The organism is Nocardioides aquiterrae (assembly GCF_039526625.1).
GTDB classification, from domain to species: domain Bacteria; phylum Actinomycetota; class Actinomycetes; order Propionibacteriales; family Nocardioidaceae; genus Nocardioides; species Nocardioides aquiterrae.
This window is the reverse complement of the sequence record NZ_BAAAJE010000002.1, coordinates 448,970-471,286: the sequence shown is the minus strand read 5'-3', so window position 1 is coordinate 471,286 and position 22,317 is coordinate 448,970. Positions and strand designations below refer to the sequence as shown.

22 protein-coding genes are annotated in these 22,317 nt (G+C 71.8%); 17 read left to right on the top strand and 5 right to left on the bottom strand.

Annotated features, from left to right (window positions below):
- Window positions 1–54: 54 nt before the first annotated feature.
- The 4 genes from ABD086_RS04860 to ABD086_RS04845 are packed head-to-tail and all read right to left on the bottom strand — an operon-like array spanning window position 55 to window position 3,368.
- Complete coding sequence (locus tag ABD086_RS04860) at window positions 55–393, bottom strand: sec-independent translocase (protein ID WP_343906162.1); 339 nt, start codon at window positions 391–393, stop codon at window positions 55–57.
- A 16-nt stretch (window positions 394–409) separates the two neighbouring features.
- Window positions 410–1,567, bottom strand: coding sequence for an Mrp/NBP35 family ATP-binding protein (locus ABD086_RS04855; protein ID WP_343906160.1), 1,158 nt, complete (start codon window positions 1,565–1,567; stop codon window positions 410–412).
- 11 nt (window positions 1,568–1,578) lie between these two features.
- Window positions 1,579–2,115 carry a DUF1003 domain-containing protein gene (locus ABD086_RS04850; protein ID WP_343906158.1) on the bottom strand — a complete coding sequence of 179 codons (537 nt, stop codon included), beginning with the start codon at window positions 2,113–2,115 and terminating at the stop codon, window positions 1,579–1,581.
- Window positions 2,112–3,368 (bottom strand): magnesium transporter MgtE N-terminal domain-containing protein, encoded by a 1,257-nt coding sequence (locus ABD086_RS04845; RefSeq protein ID WP_343906156.1) that lies wholly within the window; start codon window positions 3,366–3,368, stop codon window positions 2,112–2,114. The genes ABD086_RS04850 and ABD086_RS04845 overlap by 4 nt, the downstream gene beginning before the upstream one ends.
- Before the next feature lie 43 nt (window positions 3,369–3,411).
- Between ABD086_RS04845 and ABD086_RS04840 the strand changes: the two genes are divergently transcribed.
- The 13 genes from ABD086_RS04840 to ABD086_RS04780 all read left to right on the top strand — a co-directional run bounded on the left by ABD086_RS04840 (window position 3,412) and on the right by ABD086_RS04780 (window position 17,058).
- Complete coding sequence (locus ABD086_RS04840) at window positions 3,412–4,437, top strand: hypothetical protein (protein ID WP_343906154.1); 1,026 nt, start codon at window positions 3,412–3,414, stop codon at window positions 4,435–4,437.
- 62 nt (window positions 4,438–4,499) lie between these two features.
- Window positions 4,500–5,570 carry an endonuclease/exonuclease/phosphatase family protein gene (locus ABD086_RS04835; RefSeq protein ID WP_343906152.1) on the top strand — a complete coding sequence of 357 codons (1,071 nt, stop codon included), beginning with the start codon at window positions 4,500–4,502 and terminating at the stop codon, window positions 5,568–5,570.
- A gap of 116 nt (window positions 5,571–5,686) precedes the next feature.
- Complete coding sequence (locus ABD086_RS04830; RefSeq protein WP_343906150.1) at window positions 5,687–6,829, top strand: phospholipase D-like domain-containing protein; 1,143 nt, start codon at window positions 5,687–5,689, stop codon at window positions 6,827–6,829.
- Window positions 6,830–6,865: 36 nt separating this feature from the next.
- Complete coding sequence (locus tag ABD086_RS04825) at window positions 6,866–8,431, top strand: LicD family protein (RefSeq protein WP_343906149.1); 1,566 nt, start codon at window positions 6,866–6,868, stop codon at window positions 8,429–8,431.
- Complete coding sequence (locus ABD086_RS04820) at window positions 8,422–8,640, top strand: DUF6752 domain-containing protein (protein WP_343906147.1); 219 nt, start codon at window positions 8,422–8,424, stop codon at window positions 8,638–8,640. The genes ABD086_RS04825 and ABD086_RS04820 overlap by 10 nt, the downstream gene beginning before the upstream one ends.
- A gap of 5 nt (window positions 8,641–8,645) precedes the next feature.
- Complete coding sequence (locus tag ABD086_RS04815; protein ID WP_343906145.1) at window positions 8,646–9,704, top strand: hypothetical protein; 1,059 nt, start codon at window positions 8,646–8,648, stop codon at window positions 9,702–9,704.
- Window positions 9,705–9,771: 67 nt separating this feature from the next.
- Window positions 9,772–11,136, top strand: a complete 1,365-nt coding sequence (locus ABD086_RS04810; protein ID WP_343906143.1) for a phospholipase D-like domain-containing protein — start codon at window positions 9,772–9,774, stop codon at window positions 11,134–11,136.
- Window positions 11,137–11,139: 3 nt separating this feature from the next.
- Entirely contained in the window at window positions 11,140–12,159 is a 1,020-nt protein-coding gene (locus ABD086_RS04805) for a hypothetical protein (protein WP_343906141.1), read from the top strand.
- A gap of 45 nt (window positions 12,160–12,204) precedes the next feature.
- Window positions 12,205–13,401: an acyl-CoA dehydrogenase family protein gene (locus ABD086_RS04800; RefSeq protein ID WP_343906139.1), complete on the top strand. Its 1,197-nt coding sequence runs from the start codon at window positions 12,205–12,207 to the stop codon at window positions 13,399–13,401.
- Window positions 13,402–13,472: 71 nt separating this feature from the next.
- On the top strand, window positions 13,473–14,510 hold the full coding sequence (locus ABD086_RS04795; protein WP_343906137.1) for an endonuclease/exonuclease/phosphatase family protein: 1,038 nt from the start codon (window positions 13,473–13,475) through the stop codon (window positions 14,508–14,510).
- Window positions 14,511–14,550: 40 nt separating this feature from the next.
- Window positions 14,551–14,736: a DUF5302 domain-containing protein gene (locus ABD086_RS04790; protein WP_343906135.1), complete on the top strand. Its 186-nt coding sequence runs from the start codon at window positions 14,551–14,553 to the stop codon at window positions 14,734–14,736.
- Window positions 14,737–14,907: 171 nt separating this feature from the next.
- Window positions 14,908–15,441, top strand: coding sequence for a MaoC family dehydratase (locus ABD086_RS04785; RefSeq protein ID WP_343906133.1), 534 nt, complete (start codon window positions 14,908–14,910; stop codon window positions 15,439–15,441).
- Window positions 15,442–15,591: 150 nt separating this feature from the next.
- Window positions 15,592–17,058, top strand: a complete 1,467-nt coding sequence (locus ABD086_RS04780; protein ID WP_343906132.1) for a peptide MFS transporter — start codon at window positions 15,592–15,594, stop codon at window positions 17,056–17,058.
- Here ABD086_RS04780 and ABD086_RS04775 read toward each other — a convergent pair.
- On the bottom strand, window positions 17,018–18,211 hold the full coding sequence (locus tag ABD086_RS04775; protein ID WP_343906131.1) for an MFS transporter: 1,194 nt from the start codon (window positions 18,209–18,211) through the stop codon (window positions 17,018–17,020). The two genes, ABD086_RS04780 and ABD086_RS04775, sit on opposite strands and share 41 nt — an antisense overlap.
- A 104-nt stretch (window positions 18,212–18,315) precedes the next feature.
- Here ABD086_RS04775 and ABD086_RS04770 point away from each other — a divergent pair, with 104 nt between their 5' ends.
- The 4 genes from ABD086_RS04770 (at window position 18,316) to ABD086_RS04755 (ending at window position 22,315) form a co-directional block, all read left to right on the top strand.
- Window positions 18,316–20,265: a CASTOR/POLLUX-related putative ion channel gene (locus tag ABD086_RS04770; RefSeq protein ID WP_343906130.1), complete on the top strand. Its 1,950-nt coding sequence runs from the start codon at window positions 18,316–18,318 to the stop codon at window positions 20,263–20,265.
- 17 nt (window positions 20,266–20,282) lie between these two features.
- A complete protein-coding gene (locus ABD086_RS04765; protein ID WP_343906129.1) occupies window positions 20,283–20,840 on the top strand; it encodes a histidine phosphatase family protein in 558 nt (185 codons plus the stop codon).
- A 294-nt stretch (window positions 20,841–21,134) separates the two neighbouring features.
- Window positions 21,135–21,869, top strand: a complete 735-nt coding sequence (locus ABD086_RS04760; RefSeq protein WP_343906128.1) for a VOC family protein — start codon at window positions 21,135–21,137, stop codon at window positions 21,867–21,869.
- A complete protein-coding gene (locus tag ABD086_RS04755; protein ID WP_343906127.1) occupies window positions 21,869–22,315 on the top strand; it encodes an HIT family protein in 447 nt (148 codons plus the stop codon). Before ABD086_RS04760 ends, ABD086_RS04755 begins: the two co-directional genes overlap by 1 nt.
- Window positions 22,316–22,317 lie beyond the last annotated feature (2 nt).

Here is a 22,317-nt window from a genome sequence, read left to right as displayed (position 1 = left end):
CTGCATTCGCGCCGAGTCGACGGTCTGCGGGCCTGCATTCGCGCCGAGTCGGCGTCAGGTCGCGTCGGCGTCGTACGGCGGGACCTCGCCGTCGTTCAGCGGACGCAGGCCACGCCGCGCGGGGCGCACGGGCTCGTCGTCCTCGTCGTCCTCGAGCGCCTCGGCGATGTGCCGCTTGACGATCTCGCGCGGGTCGAGGTCGCGCAGCTCGAGGTCGGCGTACTCCGGACCGAGCTCGGCGCGCAGCTCGTCGCGCGCGTTGTTCGCCATCCGGCGGACCTGCTTGACGATCTGGGCCGCCTGGCGGGCCAGGTCGGGGAGGCGTTCGGGGCCGAAGACCAGGATGGCGACAAAGGCGATGACGGCCATCTCCGTCAGCCCGACTCCGAACACGGAGGAAACCTACAGCCTAGAACTTGCTGGTCGGCGTCAGTCCCAGCTGCATGCCGGCGAGGCCGCGGCCGCGGCCGGCGAGCTTCTCCGCGATCGCGGTCAGCACCCGGGCGCCCGGTGCGGTCGGGTCGGACTCGACGATCGGCTTGCCGGCGTCGCCACCCTCGCGCAGCGACGGGTCGATCGGCACCTGGCCGAGGACGGGTACGTCGTACCCGAAGCGGGCCGACAGGGTGCCGGCGACCCGCTCGCCGCCGCCGGAGCCGAAGATCTCGAGGCGGTGCTCGTCGGCCCCGCAGTGGGGGCACGGGAGGAAGCTCATGTTCTCGACGACGCCCACGACGCGCTGGTGCATCATCGACGCCATCGTGCCGGCGCGCTCGGCGACCTCGGCGGCCGCCTCCTGCGGCGTGGTCACGACGACCACCTCGGCCCCCGGCAGGTGCTGGCCGAGCGAGATCGCGACGTCGCCGGTGCCCGGCGGCAGGTCGAGCAGCAGCACGTCCAGCGAGCCCCAGTAGACGTCGGAGAGCATCTGCACGAGCGCCCGGTCGAGCATCGGGCCACGCCACGCCACGACCTGGTCACGGCGGGGCTTCAGCATGCCGATCGAGATCACCGAGACGCCGGACGGCGTGGGGACCGGCATGATCAGGTCCTCGACCTGGGTGGGCCGCTGGTCGGCGACGCCGAGCATGGCCGGGACCGAGTGCCCGTAGATGTCCGCGTCGACGACGCCGACCTTGAGGCCCTGCTTCGCCATGGCGAGGGCGAGGTTGACGGTCACCGAGGACTTGCCGACGCCGCCCTTGCCGCTGGCGATCGCGAACACCTTGGTCAGCGAGCCGGGCTGCGCGAACGGGATCTCCCGCTGCGCCTGCCCGCCGCGCAGCACCTCCTGCAGTCCGGCGCGCTGCTCGGCCGTCATCACGCCCAGGCTGAGGTCGACGCCGGTGATGCCGTCGACCGCGCCGACCGCGGCCGAGACGTCGCGGTTGATGGTGTCCTTCATCGGGCAGCCGGCCACGGTCAGCAGCACCGTCAGGTGCGCGACGCCGGCGTCGTCGATCTCGACGGACTCGACCATGCCGAGGTCGGTGATCGGACGCTTGATCTCGGGGTCGTTGACGGTCGCCAGTGCGGCGTTGACCCGCTCGAGAAGGGGGCTGCTCATGATCCCCGAGTCTACGGTGCGGCGTTCTCGGGTTCGTCGTCGGCCGGGTGACCCTGGACACGCTCCTCGGAGCGCTCGTCCAGCTCGGCCAGCAGGCTGCGGAGCTCGGACCGCAGGAAGTCGCGGGTCGCGACCTCGCCCACCGCCATCCGCAGCGACGCGACCTCGCGGGCGAGGAACTCCATGTCGGCGTGCGCGCGGGCGTCGGCCTGCCGGTCCTGCTCGGCCACCACCCGGTCGCGCGCCTCCTGCCGGTTCTGCGCGAGCAGGATCAGCGGGGCGGCGTACGACGCCTGGAGGCTGAGCATCAGGGTCAGGAAGATGAACGGGTAGTCGTCGAAGCGCAGGTGCGGGGGCGCGGCGAAGTTCCAGACCACCCAGAACACCACGAACAGCGTCATGTAGATGAGGAACTGCGCGGTCCCCATGAACCGGGCGAACTGCTCGGCGAAGACCCCGAAGGTGTCCGCGTTGTACGACGGCCGCCGGACCAGGGGCGGCCGGCGGAGGTCCTTCGGGGTGTCCAGCCGGGGGGTCCGGTCGCTCATCGGTCGACCTCCCGCCGGATCGCGCGGTCCCGCCAGCCCTCGGGCAGCATGTGGTCGAGCAGGTCGTCGACGGTCACCGCGCCGAGCAGGTGCCCGTTCTCGTCCACGACCGGGGCGGCCACCAGGTTGTACGTCGCCAGGTGGGCGGCGACCTCGTCGATCGTGGCCTCCGGGCGCAGCGACTCCATCGAGTCGTCGAGGGCGCCCGCGACCAGCGTCGAGGGGGGCTCGCGCAGCAGCCGCTGGATGTGCGCGACGCCCAGGAACCTGCCGGTGGGCGGCTCGAGCGGCTGCCGGCAGACGTAGACCAGCGCCGCCAGCGCCGGGGTCAGCTCCGGGTTGCGGACGTGCGCGAGCGCGTCGGCGATGGTGGCGTCCGGGCCCAGGATGACCGGCTCCGGCGTCATCATGCCGCCGGCGGTCTCCTCGGCGTACGACATCAGCCGCCGGACGTCCTCGGCCTCCTCGGGCTCCATCAGCTCCAGCAGCGCCTCCGCGGTCTCCGGCGGGAGGTCGGCGATCAGGTCCGCGGCGTCGTCCGGCGACATCTCCTCGAGGATGTCGGCCGCCCGCTCGTTGTCGAGGTGCTCGAGGATGTCGACCTGGTCCTCCTCGGGCAGCTCCTCGAGGACGTCGGCGAGCCGCTCGTCGTCGAGCGCGGCGACCACGGCCGACCGGCGCTCGAGCGGGAGGTCGTGGATCATGTTCGCGGCGTCGGCGGGCCGCATCTCGTTGAGCGCGGCGATCAGGTGGGTGGCGCCCTGGGACTCCTCGCGCGCGGTGAGTCCCTCGACGTCGCGCCACTCGACCACGTGCGTCTGCCCGCGCCGGCGCAGGCCCTTCGCGGGCTCCTGGATCGCGACCCGGCTCAGCACCCAGTCGCGGTTGCGGGCCTGCTCCATCGCCACGTCGTAGACGGTGCCGGTCACGCCGGTCATCGGCACCCGCACGGTGCGGTCCAGCATCTGGCCCATCACCAGCGTCTCGGTCGGGCGCTGCTCGAACCGGCGCATGTTGAGCAGGCCCGTGGTGTAGACGTGGCCGCTGTCGATGTTGGTCACCCGGGTCATCGGCACGAAGATCCGCCGGCGCCCGAAGACCTCGGCGACCAGCCCGAGCACGCGCGGCTGGTGGGTCTCCGACCGGACCGCCGCGACGAGGTCCCGCACCTTGCCGACCTGGTCGCCCTGGGGGTCGAAGATCGGCAGCCCGACGAGGCGGGCGACGTAGACGCGCGCGGGGCTGGTGCTCACGTCTCGTAACGCTACCGGCCGGGGCGGGTGGCACGATGTCACCGTGCCGCGCATCGTCCTCCATGTCGGACTGCCGAAGACCGGCACGACGTACCTGCAGGCGCTGCTGGCCGGGAACCGCGACCGGCTGCGCGAGAACGGCGTCCTGTACCCGTTCGTGCGGCCGGGCGCGATGTTCCACGGTGCGGTCGAGGTGCGCGGCAGCGCCGCGAAGTTCGGCCTCGCCGACGAGCAGGTCGCCGGCGCCTGGTCGGCGGTGTGCGAGCGGGCGCTGTCGTACGACGGCGTCGCGGTGATCAGCCACGAGGTGCTGGCCGGCGCGACCCCCGACCAGGTGCGCGCGGCGCTGGCACCGCTGGCCGGCGCCGAGGTGCACGTGCTCGTCACCGCCCGCGACCTCGGCCGGCAGGCGACCGCGCACTGGCAGGAGGAGGTCAAGCTCGGCGCGACCTGGCCGTTCGCCGAGTTCGAGCGGACGGAGCTGCGCGCCGACACCGGGCCCGACGCCGGCCCGGACGCCGGGGGCGTGCGGCCGCACTTCTGGCACGCCCAGGACTTCGCCGACTGCCTGCGCCGGTGGTCGGCCGGCGTCCCGCCCGAGCGGGTCCACCTGGTCGTCGGCCCGCCGCCGGGGGCCGGCCCCGAGGTGCTGTGGCAGCGCTTCGCCGAGGCCTGCGGCGTCGACCCGGGGATCCTCGACGCGTCGGCCGCCCCCGCCAACCCGTCCCTCGGCGCCGCCGAGGTCGCCCTGCTCCGCGCCGTCAACGCGGAGCTCGACGGCCGGATGGACCGCGCGACGTACCTGCGCGTCGTCAAGCGCGGGTACGCCGAGGGCGAGCTCGCCGCGCGTCCGGGCCCCCGCCCGCGCACGCCGTACCGGCTGGAGGAGCTGTTGCGCGCGGCGACCGACCGCTGGCTCGACGACGTCCGCGCCGCGGGTCTCAAGATCCACGGTGATCCTGCCGATCTCCTTCCTGTGGTCGCCGGCCCGGGGGAGCCCGGACCCGACGACGCGGAGCCGGCGGAGGATCCGGCCGCGGTGGCCCGGACCCTCCTGACGTTGGATTGAGCCCGGTGCGCCTCGGGTAGGCTCGACGCACCTGCGCACCACTCGTGAGGATCGGGAGAGGCATGACCAAGCACGTCGGTCCCCCCGACCCCGCCGAGACGACCGGCGCCGCGGTCGCGACCATCGCGGTCGTGGGCGTGCTGGGCGTCGTCATCGCCGTGCTCGCGATCTTCCGTCCGGGCGGCGCCCCCGACCCCGAGCCGAACCGGACTGCCGCGGACGTCGCGATCGTGACCCCGTCGTCCCCGAGCGAGCCGGCGCAGTCGGTCCGGGCGGGCCGGCGGGTGACGGCGGCGCCGACCGTGGAGCCGCAGGAGGTCGGCACGGTCGGCAAGGAGCTGCGCAAGAAGACCCAGAAGGTCGTCGCCCAGGAGCCCACGACCTTCCGCGTCGCCACCTTCAACGTGCTCGGCGCCTCGCACACCAAGCCGGGGGGCAACAAGAAGGGCTGGGCGCCGGCCGGCACCCGGATGGCGTGGGCGACGTCGATCGTGACGTCGTACGACGCCGACGTGATCGGGTTCCAGGAGTTCGAGAGCTCCCAGGTCAGCACGTTCCTCGCCCGCACCGGGGGCCGGTGGTCGGTCTACCCGGGCAACGCGGGCGATCCGCGCAACTCCATCGCCTGGCGCACCGACACGTGGGAGCTGGTCCAGGGCGCCACCGTGCCGATCCCGTACTTCCGCGGCCGGACCGTCGACATGCCCTACGTCCGCCTCCACAACCTGGCGTCGGGCCAGGACGTGTACTTCATCAACGTCCACAACCCGGCCAGCACCGGCCGCTGGGGCGACAACGAGCGCTGGCGGGACGCGGCGACCGCCCGCGAGATCGAGCTGATCAACCAGCTGCACGCGGAGAACTTCCCGGTCGTGCTCACCGGCGACTTCAACGAGCGCGACGAGATCTTCTGCAAGGTCACCGGATCGGGCGCGATGGTGTCGGCCAGCGGCGGGGTCGCCTCGGGCGGCACCTGCCTCCCGCCGCCGGGCATGGGCGTGGACTGGATCTTCGGCTCCAGCGTGATCCGCTTCAGCGACTACCTCAGCCAGCGCACCGGCCTGGTGCAGCGCGCCACCGACCACCCGTTCGTGGTGTCGACCGCCACCATCCCGCCGCTCGGCGCTCGCTGAGCGGGTCGTCCGCTTCTCGCGCGTGTATACGCCGCCCTCAGGCGGACGACCCGGGAACACACCCTGCCCGAACGGACAGGTTGTGACTGGCGGGACAGATGTGACAATGGGTGATCGTGAGCGCTCTCGGACCCCGTCTCGCCCTCCTGCTGGCCCTCCTCGCCGGCCTCCTCGCGCTGCCCGTGACGGCGGACGCCGGGAGCGCCGCCCCGCGGATCGGCAGCTACGTGCCACCCGCGGGACCGAACTTCAACAACCCGATCGGGACGCCGACCCAGCAGCGCAAGCTGCTCCAGCAGGTGATCCGCACCGTCAACAGCACGCCGCCCGGGGCGACGATCCGGATGGCGGTCTTCTCGTTCGGTGACGGGCCCACCGCGGACGCGCTGATCGCGGCCCACGACCGCGGGGTGGACGTGAAGATGGTGTTCGCGGGCGAGAACGTCTACCCGGCCATGGCGCGGCTGCGCGCCGCCCTGGGCACCGACACCGGCGCCGGGTCGTTCGTGCGGATCTGCGACAACAGCTGCCGCGGCGACCGGGGCCAGATGCACGCCAAGTACTTCTCCTTCAGCAAGGCCGGCGGGGCGAGGTGGATCACCATGGTCGGCTCGGTCAACCTCACCCAGCACAACGCGCAGGACCAGTGGAACGACCTCTACACCCGGGTCGAGGACCGGCCGTACTTCCGCGCCTACGGCCGCTGGTTCGGCCAGCTCAAGGCCGACCAGCCGGTGGCCAAGCAGTACCTCCACAAGTCGGTGGACGGCGCGGACATCCGGATGACGCCGGTCGACCTGACCGCGGAGACCGACCCCGTCCTGCTGGCGCTCGACAACGTGCAGTGCCGGGTGACGGTCGGCGACGAGGAGGTCCGCACCGGCGTCTACATCAGCACCCACGCCTGGAACGAGGAGCGCGGCAAGGCCATCGCCTGGAAGGTCGCGGCGCTGAGCGGCGACGGCTGCCACGTGCGGGTGTTCTTCGGCACCGGCATGGGCGCCGCGGTGAAGTCGATCCTGGAGAACCACGGCGTGCAGATGCGCAAGGGCCAGCACCAGGGCATCCGCACCCACCAGAAGGTGATGATCGTGTCCGGCGGGTACGACGGCGAGCCGTCGACCGTGCGCGCCTGGACGGGCTCGCAGAACTGGAGCACCCGGGCCACCCACCGCGACGACCTGATCGTCCGCGTCGACGACCAGACCGAGGCCGCGGCGTACGAGAAGCGCTTCCTCTGGATGTGGGACCACGGATAGCGGCTCCGCGGCGGGACACCGTTACGATCTCGCCCCATGACCAGACCGCCCCGCCGCGCCCGCGTGTCGTCGGTCTCGGTCACCGCGGAGGGCATCGCCGCCCGCTCGCGCCGTGAGGTCGTGCTCGACGTCGCGTTCGACGGCCGCCGGATCTACTCGTTCTGGCTGCACCGCGACGGCGCCCGCCAGCCCTCCGGCACCTGGCTGGTGCCGTGGCCGCAGGCGATCCGGCGGTTCCTGGACGGCACCACCCGGCTCACCCTGACCGTCCACGAGACCGGCCAGGTCGTGCACGACGCCGACGTGACGCTCGGCCGGGGGCAGGGCCGGATCGCGGTCGAGAACAAGGCCGGTCAGCCGCTCAGCCTCGACAAGTCGCTGCGGCTCGTGCAGACCTTCGACAACCGCAGCGAGGAGAACGTCCGCCCGCTGCTCGACGCGATCGACCACGTGCTGGCGGGCCTGAAGGACGCCGGCATCGACGCCTTCCTCGCCTACGGCACGCTGCTCGGGGCGGTGCGCAACGGCCGGCTGATCGGTCACGACAGCGACGCCGACCTCGGCTACGTCAGCAGGTACGAGCACCCCGTCGACGCGATCGGCGAGTCGTTCCGGGTGCAGCGCGCGCTGGTCGCCGCGGGGTACCGGATCACCCGCTACTCCGGGCTGGCGTTCAAGGTCGACGTGGTCGAGAGCGACGGCCACGTGCGCGGCCTGGACGTGTTCGGCGGGTTCATGCGCGACGGGTACCTGCACCTGATGGGCGAGATCCGGACGCCGTTCCGGCGCGAGTGGGTGACCCCGCTGGGCCGGGCCACGCTCGAGGGCCGCGAGTTCCCGGTGCCGGCCGACACGGACCGGTTCCTCACCGCGACGTACGGCAAGAACTGGCGGGTGCCCGACCCGGCGTTCCACTTCCCGACACCCGCGTCGACGCACCGGCGGTTCGACGGCTGGTTCCGCGGCATCCGCACCGGTCGGCCGCAGTGGGACCGCCACTACTCCAAGCGCCGGGTCCCGGGCGACGAGCCCTCGGAGCTGGCCCGGTTCGCGGCAGGGCGCGAGGACCCGGCGACCCCGGTCGTCGACCTCGCCTGCGGCACCGGCACCGACGTCCTCTGGTTCGCGCGGCAGGGCACGCCCGCGACCGGCGTCGACTTCGTGCGCCGCGGCTTCGAGGCGGCCGAGGAGCTCGCGGAGTCCGAGGGGCTGGCCGCCGGCTTCCTGACCTGCAACTTCCTCGAGCTCCGGTCCGTGGTCGCCACCGGCGGCCTGGTCGGGGTCGACCCCGGCCCCCGGGTCGTGCTCGCGCGCCACCTCGCCGACAACGTGGACCGCCGGGCCCGCAGGAACGCCTGGCGGGCCGCCCGGATGATGCTGCAGGACGGGGGCCGGCTGTACGTCGAGTTCCTCGCCCAGCGCGGCGACGGCGGGCTCGCCCGCCGGGAGCGGGCCCGGATCCGCAAGCCCGCGATGGTGGCCCGCGAGCTCCGCGCGGCGGGTGCCAGAATCGTCGAGCGGGAGACAGTGAAGATTCCGAGGGCCGGCCGCGGCGGCGGTTCGCCCACCAAGATCTGCCGGATGGTGGCGACATGGGAATGAAGGACCTGCGCGGACGGCTCACGGCGCGCGCGACCCACGACCTGCGCAAGCGGGTCACGGCCCTCGAGGCCGAGGTGCAGGAGTGCCGGCAGCTGAACCTGCGGCTGGCCGAGCTCACCGACCTGGTCACCGACCTGCTCGTCCCGCTCGCTCGCGGCGACGAGGCCGGCACGCGCGAGGCGCTGGCCAGGTACCAAGAGAGCATCTGACCTTCGTGGCCGAGCGGGTCTACCTCCACATCGGGCTGCCCAAGACCGGGACGACCTACCTGCAGGGCATCCTGTGGGAGAACCGGGACCAGGTGCTCCGCGACGGCGTGCTGCTCCCCGGGGAGGGGCACCGCGACCACCTCTGGGCCGCGCTCGACCTCCAGGGCCGCAAGAAGCTCGCGCGCCGCAGCCCGCGCGCCAAGGGGTCGTGGGGCCGGCTGCGCGACGAGCTGGCGGCGTACGACGGCACGGGGCTGATCACGCACGAGTTCTTCTGCGGCGCGTCGGCCGCGCAGGCGGCCCGGGCGGTGGCCGAGCTGGCGCCGGCCGAGGTGCACCTGGTGGTCACGGCCCGGCACACCGCGGGCATGCTGGCCGCCGGCTGGCAGGAGATGGTCAAGAACGGCGGCACCGAGGCGCTCGAGGAGATCCCGCACACGAAGGGCCCCGGCTCGGAGTTCAGCTGGCGGACCTGGGACCTGCACGGCGTCCTCAAGCGCTGGGCCGCCACCGTGCCCCCCGAGCGGGTGCACGTGCTGCCGATGCCCGGCAAGGGGGAGCCGCCGGACCGGCACTGGCGCAACTTCGCCGGCGTGGTCGGGCTGACCTCGGAGTACCGGCTGCCCGACCGTCCCGCGAACCAGTCGCTCGGGGCCGTGCAGGTCGAGCTGCTCCGCCGGGTCAACGCGCACCTGGCGGCGTTCCGCAGCCCGGGCGACCGGGGCCGGTGGATCCGCGGCTACCTCGCCGAGAAGCACCTGGTCGCGCAGGGCGGCGAGCGCTTCGGCCTCCCCGACGAGCTGGTCGAGGAGTGCCGGCGCCGCAGCGAGCGAGCGGTCCGGATGATCCGGCGCAAGGGCTTCGACGTGGTGGGCGACGTCGACTCCCTGCTCGTGCCCGACGACCTGCCGCCCCAGCGGGCGGTCTCGTCGGTGTCCGACGCCGAGCTCGTCGATGCCGCGGGCGACCTGGTCGCTGTTATGCTCGCCGACGTTCGTGAGTTGTCTGGGGGCACGACCCGACGTCGTGCGCGTCGTTCGGCAAGGACATCACCCACCGCCTGAGCGGCGCCGTCCGGGTGTGCCGGCGCGACGTCGCCCCCGACGCAGGAGAAGGGTTGCGGGTGTGGGTGTGAGGTCGAGGCTCCTCGTCGTCGCGGGGGCGATCGCGCTGGTCGCGCCGCTGGTGGCGGTCCCGGCCGCGACTGCCGGGGACGGCGGTGCGGCGAGCAGTGGCGCCAGCGGTACGTCGACGTCGCAGTCGGACGGCAAGAAGCCGTGGCTGCCGGCGACCGGCGGCTGGTTCAACGACCCGTGGGGCTCGCAGGAGGCGAAGTTCCGCATCGAGCGCCAGATCGTCGACGCGATCCGGCACGCGCGCAAGGGCTCCAAGATCCGGATCGCGGTGTACTCCTTCGACCGCACGAACGTCGCCAAGGCGCTGATCAACGCGCACGACCGTGGCGTGAGCGTGCAGGTCCTGCACAACGACCACCAGTACACGACCGCGATGAAGATGCTGAAGCACGCGCTCGGCACCAACCGCGCCAAGAGCAGCTGGGACTACACCTGCAAGACCGGCTGCCGCAGCGAGCAGGGCGTGCTGCACGACAAGATCTACCTCTTCGAGCACACCGGCGGCGCGAAGAACGTCGTGATGACCGGCTCGGCGAACCTCACCGGCAACGCCGCGATCCACCAGTTCAACGACCTGCTCGTCAAGTCCGAGGTGCCGAACCTCTACGACACCCTGCTGGGCCTCTTCTGGGAGCTGAAGAAGGACAAGACGGCCAAGCCGCTCTACGAGCACAAGGTGCTGCGCGACTACCAGCTCTGGGTGATGCCGCACCCGCGCACGACCGAGAAGAACGACCCGGTCATGCAGATCCTGCGCCCGGTGCAGTGCCAGGGCGCCGCCGGCGGGACGGGCACGGCCGGCCGCACCAAGATCCGGGTGTCGATGCACGCGTGGAACGGCAGCCGGGGCACCTACATCGCGCGCCGGCTGCGCAACCTGTACGCCCAGGGCTGCGACGTCAAGGTGCTGTGGGCGCTCGGTGGCACCACCATGAAGAACACGATCGGCATGAGCACGCCGCGCGGCACGGTGCCGCGGCACTCGGACAGCTACAACACCGACTGCGACGAGCTGCAGGAGGTCGACATGTACAGCCACCAGAAGTACCTGACGATCTCCGGGCACTACGGCGACGACCGCTCCGCGTCGTACGTCTTCACCGGCTCGAGCAACTGGACGCACTCCGGCATCAGCGGGGACGAGATGATCCTGCGCGCCAAGGGCCCCCACCTGGTCACGCAGTGGAACCGCAACTTCGACTTCATCTGGGACCACCGGTCCCGGCCCGTGGGCGACAGCCCGGGCCCGAGCTTCGACCCGCCGCCGCCGGTCTGCGACACCACCCCGACCGCCCGGGCGGCGCGCCCCACGACGACCCAGGACCTGGCGTTCTCGGGCCGCTACTGGGAGGGCGACTGACGCGTGGCCGAGCGCGTGGTCCTGCACGTCGGGACGATGAAGTCCGGCACGACGTTCCTGCAGAACGTCGTGTCGAACAACCGCGACGTGCTGCGCGAGCAGGGAATCTCCTTCGTCGGCCGCAAGTGGCGTGACCAGATCCGGGCCGCGCAGGACGTCATCGAGCACGGCGGCAAGGACCAGGACCCGATCGCGCCGGACGGCCCGTGGGGGCGCATCGTCCGCGAGATCGAGGAGTGGCCGGGCACGGCGCTGTTCTCCGTGGAGTTCCTCGGCGCCCGCAAGGTGCCGAAGATCGAGCAGATCGTGGCGTCGTTCGGTGACACCCCGCTCACTGTCGTGATCACCGCCCGGGACCTGGCCCGCCAGATCCCGAGCATGTGGCAGGAGTCCATCCAGAACGGCGGCCGGCTGACCTGGCCGGAGTTCCTCCAGGGGGTCCGCGAGGAGCGCCGGGGCAACCCGTTCTGGCGCCAGCAGGGCGTCGCGACGTGGGCGAAGCGCTGGTCGGGCGTGGTCGGCACCGAGAACGTCGTGGTCGTCACCGCGCCCCCGAAGGGTGCGCCCGGGACCCTGCTCTGGGAGCGGTACGCCGGCGTGGTGGGCATCGATCCCTCCTCGTGCTCGCTCGAGGTCGCCGCGAACCCGTCGCTCGGCCTGGCCTCGACCCTCGTGCTGCGCCAGCTGAACGAGGAGCTCGCGGACGACCCGCTGAAGCGCAGTGCCTACCACTCGCGGGTGAAGCGGGTCCTGGCCAAGCAGGGGATGGCCCGGCACCGGCGCGACGAGCCCACCCTGGGCCTCGACGAGCCCTGGGTCTACGCCCGGTCGGAGAAGGAGATCGCGGCGCTGCGCAAGATCGGCTGCCCCGTGGTCGGCGACCTGGCCGAGCTGACGTCGCACCCGGTCCCCGGCGTCCAGCCCTCCGACGTCCCCGTGGAGGAGCAGCTGCGCGCCGCCGTACGTGGCCTGTCTCACGCGGTGCGGGATCTCACATGGGACCGGGGCGGGAAGAAGAAGTAGGTTACCGATCGGTTACCTGTACCCCCCGAACGGAAGGACGCCGCCATGGGCCGCCTGTGCGAGACCGACGGACTGACCGAGGACCAGACCGAGATCCTCAAGGCGGTGCGCACCTTCGTGGAGGAGAAGATCCTCCCGGTCGCGACCGAGCTCGAGCACGCCGACGAGTACCCGCAGGAGATCGTCGACGGGCTCAAGGAGCTGGGCATCTTCGGGTTGATGATCCCCGAGGAGTACGACGGGCTGGGCGAGTCGCTGCTGACCTACGCGCTGTGCGTGGAGGAGATCGCGCGGGGCTGGATGAGCGTCTCGGGGGTGATCAACACGCACTTCATCGTGGCGTACATGATCATGCAGCACGGCACCGAGGAGCAGAAGAAGAAGTACCTGCCGGCGATGGCGGCCGGCGAGGTGCGGGGCGCGTTCTCGATGTCGGAGCCGGGCCTGGGCTCGGACGTCGCGGCGATCAAGACCAAGGCGGTCAAGGACGGGGACGACTACGTCATCGACGGCCAGAAGATGTGGCTGACCAACGGCGGGTCGTCGAACCTGATCGCGCTGCTGGTGCGCACCGACGAGGGCGCGGACTCGGTCTACAAGAACATGACGACGTTCCTGGTCGAGAAGGAGACCGGGTTCGGCGAGGTCGCGCCGGGGCTGACCATCCCGGGCAAGATCGACAAGATGGGCTACAAGGGCGTCGACACCACCGAGGCGGTCTTCGAGGGGCACCGGGTCTCGGCCGAGCAGGTCCTGGGCGGGGAGACCGGCAAGGGCTTCTACCAGATGATGGACGGGGTCGAGGTGGGCCGGGTGAACGTCGCCGCCCGCGCCTGCGGCATCGGCCTGCGGGCCTTCGAGCTGGCGATCGCCTACGCCCAGCAGCGCGAGACGTTCGGCAAGCCGATCGCCGACCACCAGGCGATCATGTTCCGGCTCGCGGAGATGGCGACCAAGGTCGAGGCCGCGCACGCGATGATGGTCCGGGCCGCCCGCCTCAAGGACAAGGGCGAGCGCAACGACGTCGAGGCCGGGATGGCCAAGATGCTGGCCGCGGAGTACTGCAACGAGGTCGTCCAGGACTCCTTCCGGATCCACGGCGGCTACGGGTACTCCAAGGAGTACGAGATCGAGCGGCTCTACCGCGAGGCGGCGTTCATGCTGATCGGCGAGGGCACCAGCGACATCCAGAAGATGATCATCGGCCGCAGCCTGCTCAAGGACTACAAGCTGAAGGGCTGACACCCGGCGTCGCGGATGGGGTCCGTGTGACGGAAGGGACGTTAGAGTACTCCTGACACCCAGGAGGACTCATGTTGTCGGACGCTCGCTCGCGCCAGCGCCTCGCCGTCGTCGCCGCCCTGCTGCTCGGGATGGTGCTCGGCGCCGGCGCCCTGCGCCTGTCCGGGATGGGCGGCTCCGGTGGCGCCGCCCAGCTGGCGGGGGAGGACTCCCTCCCCACCCAGTTCACGATCAGCTCGCTCAACGCGCTCGGCGCCGACCACACGGCGCCCGGCGGCAACAAGCACGGGTGGGCGCCCGGGGCGCAGCGGATGAAGTGGCTGACCCAGGTGATCAAGGCCGAGGGTGTCGAGGTGATCGGCCTCCAGGAGTTCCAGTACCCGCAGTACCAGGTCTGGGAGCAGGAGATGGGCACCACCTGGGACAGCTACCCGGCGCTCGCGTGGGGCAAGAAGGGGATGCGCAACTCGGTCGCCTGGCGGTCCGACCAGTTCTCCCTCGTCACGGGCAGCTGGATGAAGATCCCGTACTTCCACGGGACGATCCTGCGGATGCCGCTGGTCCTGCTCCAGAACCTGGCCACGGGCCAGCAGCTGTACGTCGCCTCGGTGCACAACCCGGCCAACGCGCGGGGCCCGGCCGCGAAGTGGCGCAAGCAGGCCACCGAGGTCGAGATGGCGACGGTCAACCGGCTGCGGGCCGACACGGGCCTGCCGGTCTACCTCACCGGCGACATGAACGAGCGCGACATCTACTACTGCCGGATGACCGCGGGCACCGACATGGTCGCCGCGAACGGCGGGGTCAACACCGGCAACGGCGGCCTGGGCGGCTGCGCGCCGACCCGGCCGACGTTCATCGACTGGATCTTCGGCTCGCCGGAGACGACGTTCACGAACTACCACGCCAACCGCGGGCCGAAGGTGCGCAGGTCGACCGACCACCCGATGATCGTCGCGGAGGCCGAGCTCCCGCCGGTCGCGACGCCGCCGTGCCCGACCGAGTCGCCGACGCCGACGACCACCGGGACGCCCACGCCCACGCCGACCACGTCCTCCCCGAGGCCGACCGGGTCACCGACGCCGAACGTGCCGTCGCCCTCGCCGTAGGACCGTGGCGCCCGGGCGCGGTCGCGTGCGATGGTGAGGCATGACCGACTCGCACTCGAACGACGACCTGAAGGCCAAGATGCGCGAGGCGCTGGATCGGAAGAACCAGAAGGAGAAGGGCGTCCACCAGGACGGTCCGGTGCGTGAGAAGGCGCACGGCTCCGAGGTGTCCGGCGGAGCCTCGCCGAAGGTGCACCGCCGGAAGGCAGGGGGAGGCGGTAGCTGACCGAGGGACGAGGTCAGTTCTGCCTCTGCCGCCTTGATGGTGGTCGAGCGAGCCGCGCGACCGAGCTCGCGAGGTCGCGACCGGCGTGTCGAGACCAGGCGGGCGGCGGCGGCTCGTGACTGTGGGGTAACCCACGGTGCGACCGCGCGTCCGGGCGGGCAGAGTGTGCCCATGCAGTTCGGACGCAGCTACGAGGAGTTCGAGGTCGGCGCGACCTACAAGCACTGGCCCGGCAAGACGGTGACGGAGTACGACGACCACCTGTTCTGCCTGCTCACCATGAACCACCACCCGCTGCACCTCGACGTGCACTACGCCGAGGAGACCACCCAGTTCGGCAAGAACGTCGTGGTCGGCAACTACGTCTACTCGATCCTCCTCGGCATGAGCGTCCCGGACATCTCCGGCAAGGCGATCGCCAACCTGGAGATCGAGTCGCTGCGCCACGTCGCCCCGACCTTCCACGGTGACACCCTCTACGGCGAGACCACCGTGCTCGACAAGTGGGAGAGCACCTCGAAGGACGACCGCGGCGTGGTCCACGTCGAGACGATCGGCTACAACCAGGACGGCAAGGTGGTCTGCATCTTCCGCCGCAAGGTCATGGTGCCGAAGCAGAACTACCTCGAGGCCCGCGGCGGCGAGCAGCCCGGCCGCCCGGTCCCGCAGCCGGACAAGAACTGGAGCGGCCCTGCCCCGAGCTAGCTTGTAACGCGGTGTTGCGACGTCTATGAACCCGTTGCAACGGGTTCATAGACGCTCTAACACCGCGTTACAAGCTGGCGAGCGTCCGGATGGGGGCGCAGAAGTCCGCTCCGCCGTTTGCCCGGATGACCGCCCGGGCAACGTTCCCGGGTGACCTCCACCGGCACGGCGGCCCCCGACACCGCACCCGACCGCGGCTTCTTCGGCCATCCCCGGCCCCTCGCCAACCTGTTCGGCGTGGAGATGTGGGAGCGCTTCAGCTTCTACGGCATGCAGGGGATCCTGCTGATCTACCTGTACTACTCCGCGGCCGAGGGCGGTCTCGGCATCTCCGAGGCCACCGCGACCCAGATCGTCGGAGCGTACGGCGGGGGCGTCTACCTCGCGACGATCGTCGGCGCCTGGCTCGCCGACCGGGTCCTGGGCCCGGAGCGCACCCTGTTCTACGCCGCGGTCGTGGTGATGCTCGGCCACGTCGCGCTGTCGACCCTCCCGGGCACCACCGGCGTCGCGGTCGGACTGGTCCTGGTCGCGCTGGGCAGCGGCGGCGTGAAGGCCAACGCCAGCTCGCTCGTCGGCTCGCTCTACGCCGAGGACGACGAGCGCCGCGACGGCGGGTTCTCGCTCTTCTACATGGGCATCAACCTCGGCGCGTTCGTCGGGCCGCTCCTCACCGGCCTGCTCCAGGAGAGCTGGGGCTTCCACTACGGCTTCGCGCTCGCCGCGGTCGGCATGGCCGCCGGCCTGGTGCAGTACTCGATCGGCCGGCGCCGGCTCCCAGAGGAGACCCGGGTCCCGCCGCACCCGCTCGAGCCCCGGGAGCGGGTCCGGTACGCCGCCGCTGCGGTCGCGGTCGTCGCCCTCGTCGCCGTACTGTGGCTGGCCGGCGTCATCACCGCGGACAACCTGTCCGACGTGGTCATCTGGGCCACCGCCGTCGCCGCGGTGGCCTACTTCGCCCTGCTGCTCGCCAGCCGTCAGGTCAGCGGCGTGGAGCGCAGCCGGGTGTGGTCGTTCGTGCCGCTCTTCGTCGCCAACGTGGTGTTCTGGTCGCTGTACCAGCAGCAGTTCACCGTGGTCACGATCTACTCCGACAAGCGGCTGGACCGGAGCCTCTTCGGCTGGGAGATGCCGGTGTCGTGGGTGCAGTCGATCAACCCGGTGTTCATCATCCTGCTCGCTCCGGTCTTCGCCGCGGCCTGGACCCGGCTCGGTCCGCGCCAGCCGTCCACGCCGGTCAAGTTCGCGATCGGCACGGTCCTCATGGGGCTGGCCTTCCTCATGTTCCTGCCGGTGCCGCCCGGCGAGCACGCCGCGCCGCTGATCGCGCTGGCCGTGATCCTGCTGGTGTTCACGCTCGCCGAGCTCTTCATCTCACCGGTGGGCCTGTCCCTGTCGACCAAGCTCGCACCGCAGCGGTTCACCACGCAGATGGTGGCGCTGTACTTCCTGTCCATCGCGCTCGGCACGGCGCTGTCCGGCAAGCTCGCCGGCTACTACGACTGGCACGACGAGCGGTCGTACTTCCTCGTGCTCGGGCTCGTCGCGATCGGCGTCGGCCTGCTGCTGCTGGCGGTCAGGAACCCGATCCGGAGGCTGATGGCCGCGGTGCACTGACCCGCGTCGGCAGGATGCGCGGCGCGAACGCGGGGGCGAGCGGCAGGATGCCGAGGACGAGCACCATCGGCACGGCGAAGCCGATGCGCAGCGAGTCCTTGCCGACCAGGCCCGTCAGCACCGAGCCGAGGAGCGCCCCGAGGTAGTTGAACTGGTTGAACCGGGCGATCACCGCGTCCACCCGCGCCTGGCGGACGGCGGGGGCGAAGCCCTCGCCGCCGGCGATCCGCGCGGCCGCGGAGAAGCTCAACGGAGCGACCACGGCGACGCCGGCGCCGAGGATCGAGAAGCCCAGCACCGCGACCTGCCAGGTGGGGGAGAAGACGACGATCGCCAGGGCACCCGCCCCGACGACCGCGCCGGCGCGCAGCACCGGCACCGGGCCGAACCGGGCCACGACCGCGTCGCCGGCCAGCCGCACCGTGCCGCTGGCCAGCAGGTAGCAGAGCGCCGGCAGCGCGACGTACCGCTCCGGCGTGGTGAACGTGTGGTCGACGAACAGCGGCCCCCACGTCTGCACGGCGGTGTCGACCATGTAGAAGAGCACCATCGCGGTGCCGACCAGCAGGATCGGGCGCCAGGGAACCGCGACGCGGGTGGCCAGCTCCGTGGGCCCGTGGTCGCGGGGGAGGAACGGCGCGCACGCGACGAGCAGCGGGATCACGCCGAGCGCCGCGCCGGCCTCGAGCGGGAGGTCGGACGTCACGAGCGTCACCGCCGCGCCGATCACGCCGCCCAGCGTCCAGGCGCCGTGGAAGGACGGCAGGATCGGCCGGCCGTACCGGTGCTCGATCGCGACCGCCTGCATGTTGGTGGACGCGTCGACCATCCCGAGGCCGAAGCCGTAGACCGCGAGCCCCAGCACGAAGACCGCCGCCGCCGGAGCCGTGCAGAGCACCGGAACCCCGACGGCGACCGTCACCAGGCCCACCCGCAGCAGCAGCGCGCTGTCCGTGCGCCTGGCGAGCCCCTCGGCGCTCACCGAGCCCACGCCCGCGAGCAGGATCATCATCAGCAGCAGCAGCGAGAGGGTGACGTCCGAGAGCCCCCAGCGGTCCTGGAAGTCCGGCAGCCGGGTCGTCAGGCTGAGCAGGATCACCCCCTGCGACAGGAAGCCCGCCGCCGTGGCGACGCGGGCCCGGGAGATGTCCATGCGCCGCATCGTGGCACGCGGTGGCACGGGTTCGGGCAAAACCGGTGTCGGATCCCCGGCCGTACGCCACGATTCCCGGAGCGCGTCAACCGGAGAGGTTAGAGATGGCGAGGACCGGCCAGCAGCTACGGCAGCGGACGGCGAAGGCGATGGCCCAGTCGCGGGCGACGCCCGCGGCTGCGCGGCCCGCGCGGGCACCGAGGTCGAGCCTCGGCGACCGGCTCCACTACCGCTTCGACAACAGCATGTCGCGCGGTACGCCGGCGCTGATCGCCTGGCTCACGCTCGTCACCCTGCTGCTGATCCTGCTCTTCTCGGTCGTCGTCACGGTGTTCGGGCTGTCCGACCAGCAGGGCGACTTCGGCGAGTCCATGTTCGGGAACCTGTTGCACGCGCTCGACCCGGGCACGATCGGCGGCGACACCGGCACCTGGCGCTTCAAGCTCACGATGCTTGCGCTCACCATCGCCGGCCTGTTCATCGTCAGCGCCCTGATCGGCGTGATCGCGGCCGGCATCGACACCAAGCTCGCGGACCTGCGCCGCGGCCGCTCCATCGTGCTGGAGAAGGACCACACGGTGATCCTCGGCTGGTCGGACTCGATCTTCACGATCGTCCGGGAGCTCACGATCGCGAACGAGAGCCGCCGCAAGCCGGTCATCGTGATCCTCGCCGACCGGGACAAGGTCGAGATGGAGGAGGACCTGCGGGCCAAGGTCGACGACTTCCGCGGCACCCGGGTCGTGTGCCGCAGCGGCTCGCCGATGGACATCGACGACCTCGAGCTGAGCAGCCACACCACCGCCCGGTCGGTGATCCTGCTGGCGCCCGAGGACTCCGACGACCCGGACAGCGAGGTCATCAAGACGCTGCTCGCGCTGACCCACTCGGGGCCGGACGGGCCACGGATCGTCGCCGAGATCCGCAATCCCACGAACCTCGAGGCCGCGCGCCTGGTAGGCGCCGACCGCACGGTGCTGCTCGACATCCGGGAGACCGTGGCCAAGCTCGTCGTGCAGACGTCGCGGCAGTCGGGGGCGGCGGCCGTCTACACCGAGCTGTTCGACTACGGCGGCGACGAGATCTACTTCCTCGAGGAGCACAGCCTCGCCGGCCGGACCTACGCCGAGGCCCAGCTGGCCTTCGAGAAGGCCACGCTCATCGGCGTGATCGACGACGGCGTACCGACGCTGAACCCGGCGCCGGACACCGTGATCGGCCGGCACACGCTGATCGTGGTGGCCGAGGACGACTCGGTGCTGAGCGGCGAGCCCGACTCGACGGTGCTGCCGGACCCGAGCCGGCTGGGCACCGGCACCGGTACCGGCGACCACCCGACGCGGGCGCTGCTGATCGGCTGGAACGAGCGGGCGCCGATCGTGCTGCGGGAGATGGACCACTACGCCCCGCCCGGATCCTCGCTCACGGTGCTGACGTCGTTCGACGTCCACGACGTGCCGCACCTGGTCAACCTCGAGGTCACGGTCGTGCCCGGGCTGACGACCGACCGGAGCACGCTCGAGGAGCACGTCGGGCCGGACCTCGACCAGGTCCTGGTGCTCTGCTACTCCGACGACCTGGCGCCGCAGGCGGCCGACGCACGGACGCTGGTCACGCTGCTGCACGTCCGCGACATCCTGTCCCGGTTCGACGCGGCGACGCCGGTGGTCAGCGAGATGCTCGACGACCGCAACCGGGTGCTCGCCCAGGTCGCGCACGTCGACGATGTCGTCGTCAGCGGCGAGATCGTCAGCCTGCTGGTCACCCAGCTCTCCGAGGACCACCGGCTCGAGGCGGTCTTCGACCAGCTGCTCGGCGACGAGGGCAGCGAGATCTACCTGCGCCCGGCGGAGTGGTACGTCGAGCCGGGCGCCGAGGTCAGCTACGCCACGATCATCGCGGGCGCCTCGCGCCGCAACGAGACCGCGATCGGCTACAAGTCCGAGGCGCTCGCCGAGGGGGAGGCGTCGTTCGGGGTCCGGGTGAACCCGGCCAAGTCCGAGACGTTCCACGTGCTGCCCGGCGACCGGGTCGTCGTGCTCGCCGACGACTGACCTGTTCCAATGGAGGCGTGAACGAGCTCTGGGTGGTCCGGCACGGCAAGACCGAGTGGAGCGCGAACGGTCGGCACACGTCGACGACCGACCTCCCGCTGCTCCCCGAGGGTGAGGAGGTCGCCCGCTCGCTCGCACCGCGACTGTCCGGGACGGACTTCGCGCTGGTGCTGACCAGCCCGATGCTGCGCGCCCGGCGGACCGCGGAGCTCGCCGGCTTCCCCGGGGCCGAGGTGGACGACGACCTCGTCGAGTGGGACTACGGCGACTACGAGGGCGTCACCACCCAGGAGATCCGCACGCGGGTGCCCGGGTGGACGATCTGGAACCAGCCGGTCCCCGGTGGTGAGACCGAGGCGCACGTCTGCGCCCGGCTCGACCGCGTGGTGGCCCGCGCCCAGGCCGCCGACGGCGACACCCTCGTGTTCGGGCACGGCCACGCCCTGCGCGCGCTCGCCGCTCGCTGGCTGCGGCGGCCGGTCCCCTTCGGTCAGCACCTGCGCCTCGACACCGCCACCCTCTCTGTCCTCGGCTGGGAGCACGAGGCGCCGGTGGTGCTGCGCTGGAACACGTGAGCGACCGCCTGATCACGGCACCTTCCGGTTCGTCGGGGCGCCGTTGGTCGAGCTCGTCGACATCCCGTCAGCCGGGTGACTGCCTGCGGGCTGCGGGTGGCCTGGGGTTGCGACCGACGGGCAACGAAGCGGGGACGGCGGCGGGTGCTTGCGGCTGCTTGCCGGCTCGTGGCTTCCGGTCCGCCGCTGTCGGGTCGTGTGCCTGAGAACGCGCCATAGCGCGGTCTGGGGCACACGACCCGGCCGCCAGCACGCGTGACCGCGACCGTCCGCGGCCCTGACTACGGTGTGCGCATGTACCTCGAGAACCTCGTCATCGACGCCCTCTACCCGCAGCGCCTGGGCCGGTTCTGGGAGGAGGCGCTCGGCACCGAGCGGCTGACCGACGTGCCGGAGGGCTTCGAGACGCGGCTCGACCTCGACGGTGGGTGGTACCTCGACCTGTGCTTCCAGCGCGTCCCCGAGCCGGCGTCGGAGCCGCCGCGGCTGCACGTGGACCTGCTCGGCGGCCCGGCGCAGGCCGACGTGGTCGAACGGCTGCTGGCGCTCGGCGCCCGGCACCTCGACATCGGCCAGGGCGACGCGCCCTGGGTGGTGCTCGCTGACCCGGAGGGCAACCCCTGCTGCGTCATGGAGCACCGCGAGGAGTACGCCGGCACCGGCCCGATCGCGGCCCTGCCCCTGGACTCGGCCGACCCGGACCGGGACGCGGAGTTCTGGGCGTGGCTGACCGGCTGGACCGACGTACCGGCCACCGCGCCGCGGGCGCTGCGCCACCCGTCGCGGACCGGGCCGCTCCTCGAGCTGTGCCCCGAGGCGCGGCCCAAGGGCGCGGCGAAGATCCGCTGGCACCTCGACGTCCGCCTCGAGGCGGGGGAGGACGCCGACGCCGTGGAGGCCGACGTCCTCGCCCGCGGCGGTCGCAGGGTCGACACCTCCGCCTGGGGCGACCTGCCGTGGCGCACCTACCTGGACCCGTCCGGCAACGAGTTCTGCGTGCTGTCGGTGCCGGGCGCGGAGCAGGCGTAGTGCGCGCCGCCGGCTGCTACCCCTGCGACCAGCAGGCGCGGACCGACCTGCCGCCGCGCGAGGACGTCGTGCACACCGAGCACTGGCGGGTGGCACACGCGTTCGACAGCAGCCTGCCCGGCTGGCTGGTGCTGCTCCCGACCCGGCACGTCCGGTCGTTCACCGACCTGGCTCCCGCGGCGGCCGACGAGCTCGGCGGGCTGGTCCGCCGGCTGAGCGTGGCCCTGGAGTCCGTGACCGGCTGCGTGAAGACCTACCTCATGCAGTTCTCGGAGGCGGAGGGGTTCTCGCACCTCCACCTGCACCTCGTCCCCCGGATGGCGGACCAGCCGGAGAGCGCGCGCGGACCGCGGGTGTTCGCCTACCTCGGGGCCGACGAGCAGCAGCGGGTGGCGGAGGCCGAGCGCGACGCCATCGCGCTCCGGCTCCGCGCTGCCTTACCGTAAGC

Bases quoted from the DNA above. Each gene is read 5' to 3' on its own strand.
- ABD086_RS04855 (WP_343906160.1), bottom strand. From the start codon at position 1,567: ATGAGCAGCCCCCTTCTCGAGCGGGTCAACGCCGCACTGGCGACCGTC.
- ABD086_RS04850 (WP_343906158.1), bottom strand. From the start codon at position 2,115: ATGAGCGACCGGACCCCCCGGCTGGACACCCCGAAGGACCTCCGCCGG.
- ABD086_RS04835 (WP_343906152.1), top strand. From the start codon at position 4,500: ATGACCAAGCACGTCGGTCCCCCCGACCCCGCCGAGACGACCGGCGCC.
- ABD086_RS04825 (WP_343906149.1), top strand. From the start codon at position 6,866: ATGACCAGACCGCCCCGCCGCGCCCGCGTGTCGTCGGTCTCGGTCACC.
- ABD086_RS04820 (WP_343906147.1), top strand. From the start codon at position 8,422: ATGGGAATGAAGGACCTGCGCGGACGGCTCACGGCGCGCGCGACCCAC.
- ABD086_RS04800 (WP_343906139.1), top strand. From the start codon at position 12,205: ATGGGCCGCCTGTGCGAGACCGACGGACTGACCGAGGACCAGACCGAG.
- ABD086_RS04795 (WP_343906137.1), top strand. From the start codon at position 13,473: ATGTTGTCGGACGCTCGCTCGCGCCAGCGCCTCGCCGTCGTCGCCGCC.
- ABD086_RS04790 (WP_343906135.1), top strand. From the start codon at position 14,551: ATGACCGACTCGCACTCGAACGACGACCTGAAGGCCAAGATGCGCGAG.
- ABD086_RS04785 (WP_343906133.1), top strand. From the start codon at position 14,908: ATGCAGTTCGGACGCAGCTACGAGGAGTTCGAGGTCGGCGCGACCTAC.
- ABD086_RS04775 (WP_343906131.1), bottom strand. From the start codon at position 18,211: ATGGACATCTCCCGGGCCCGCGTCGCCACGGCGGCGGGCTTCCTGTCG.
- ABD086_RS04770 (WP_343906130.1), top strand. From the start codon at position 18,316: ATGGCGAGGACCGGCCAGCAGCTACGGCAGCGGACGGCGAAGGCGATG.
- ABD086_RS04760 (WP_343906128.1), top strand. From the start codon at position 21,135: ATGTACCTCGAGAACCTCGTCATCGACGCCCTCTACCCGCAGCGCCTG.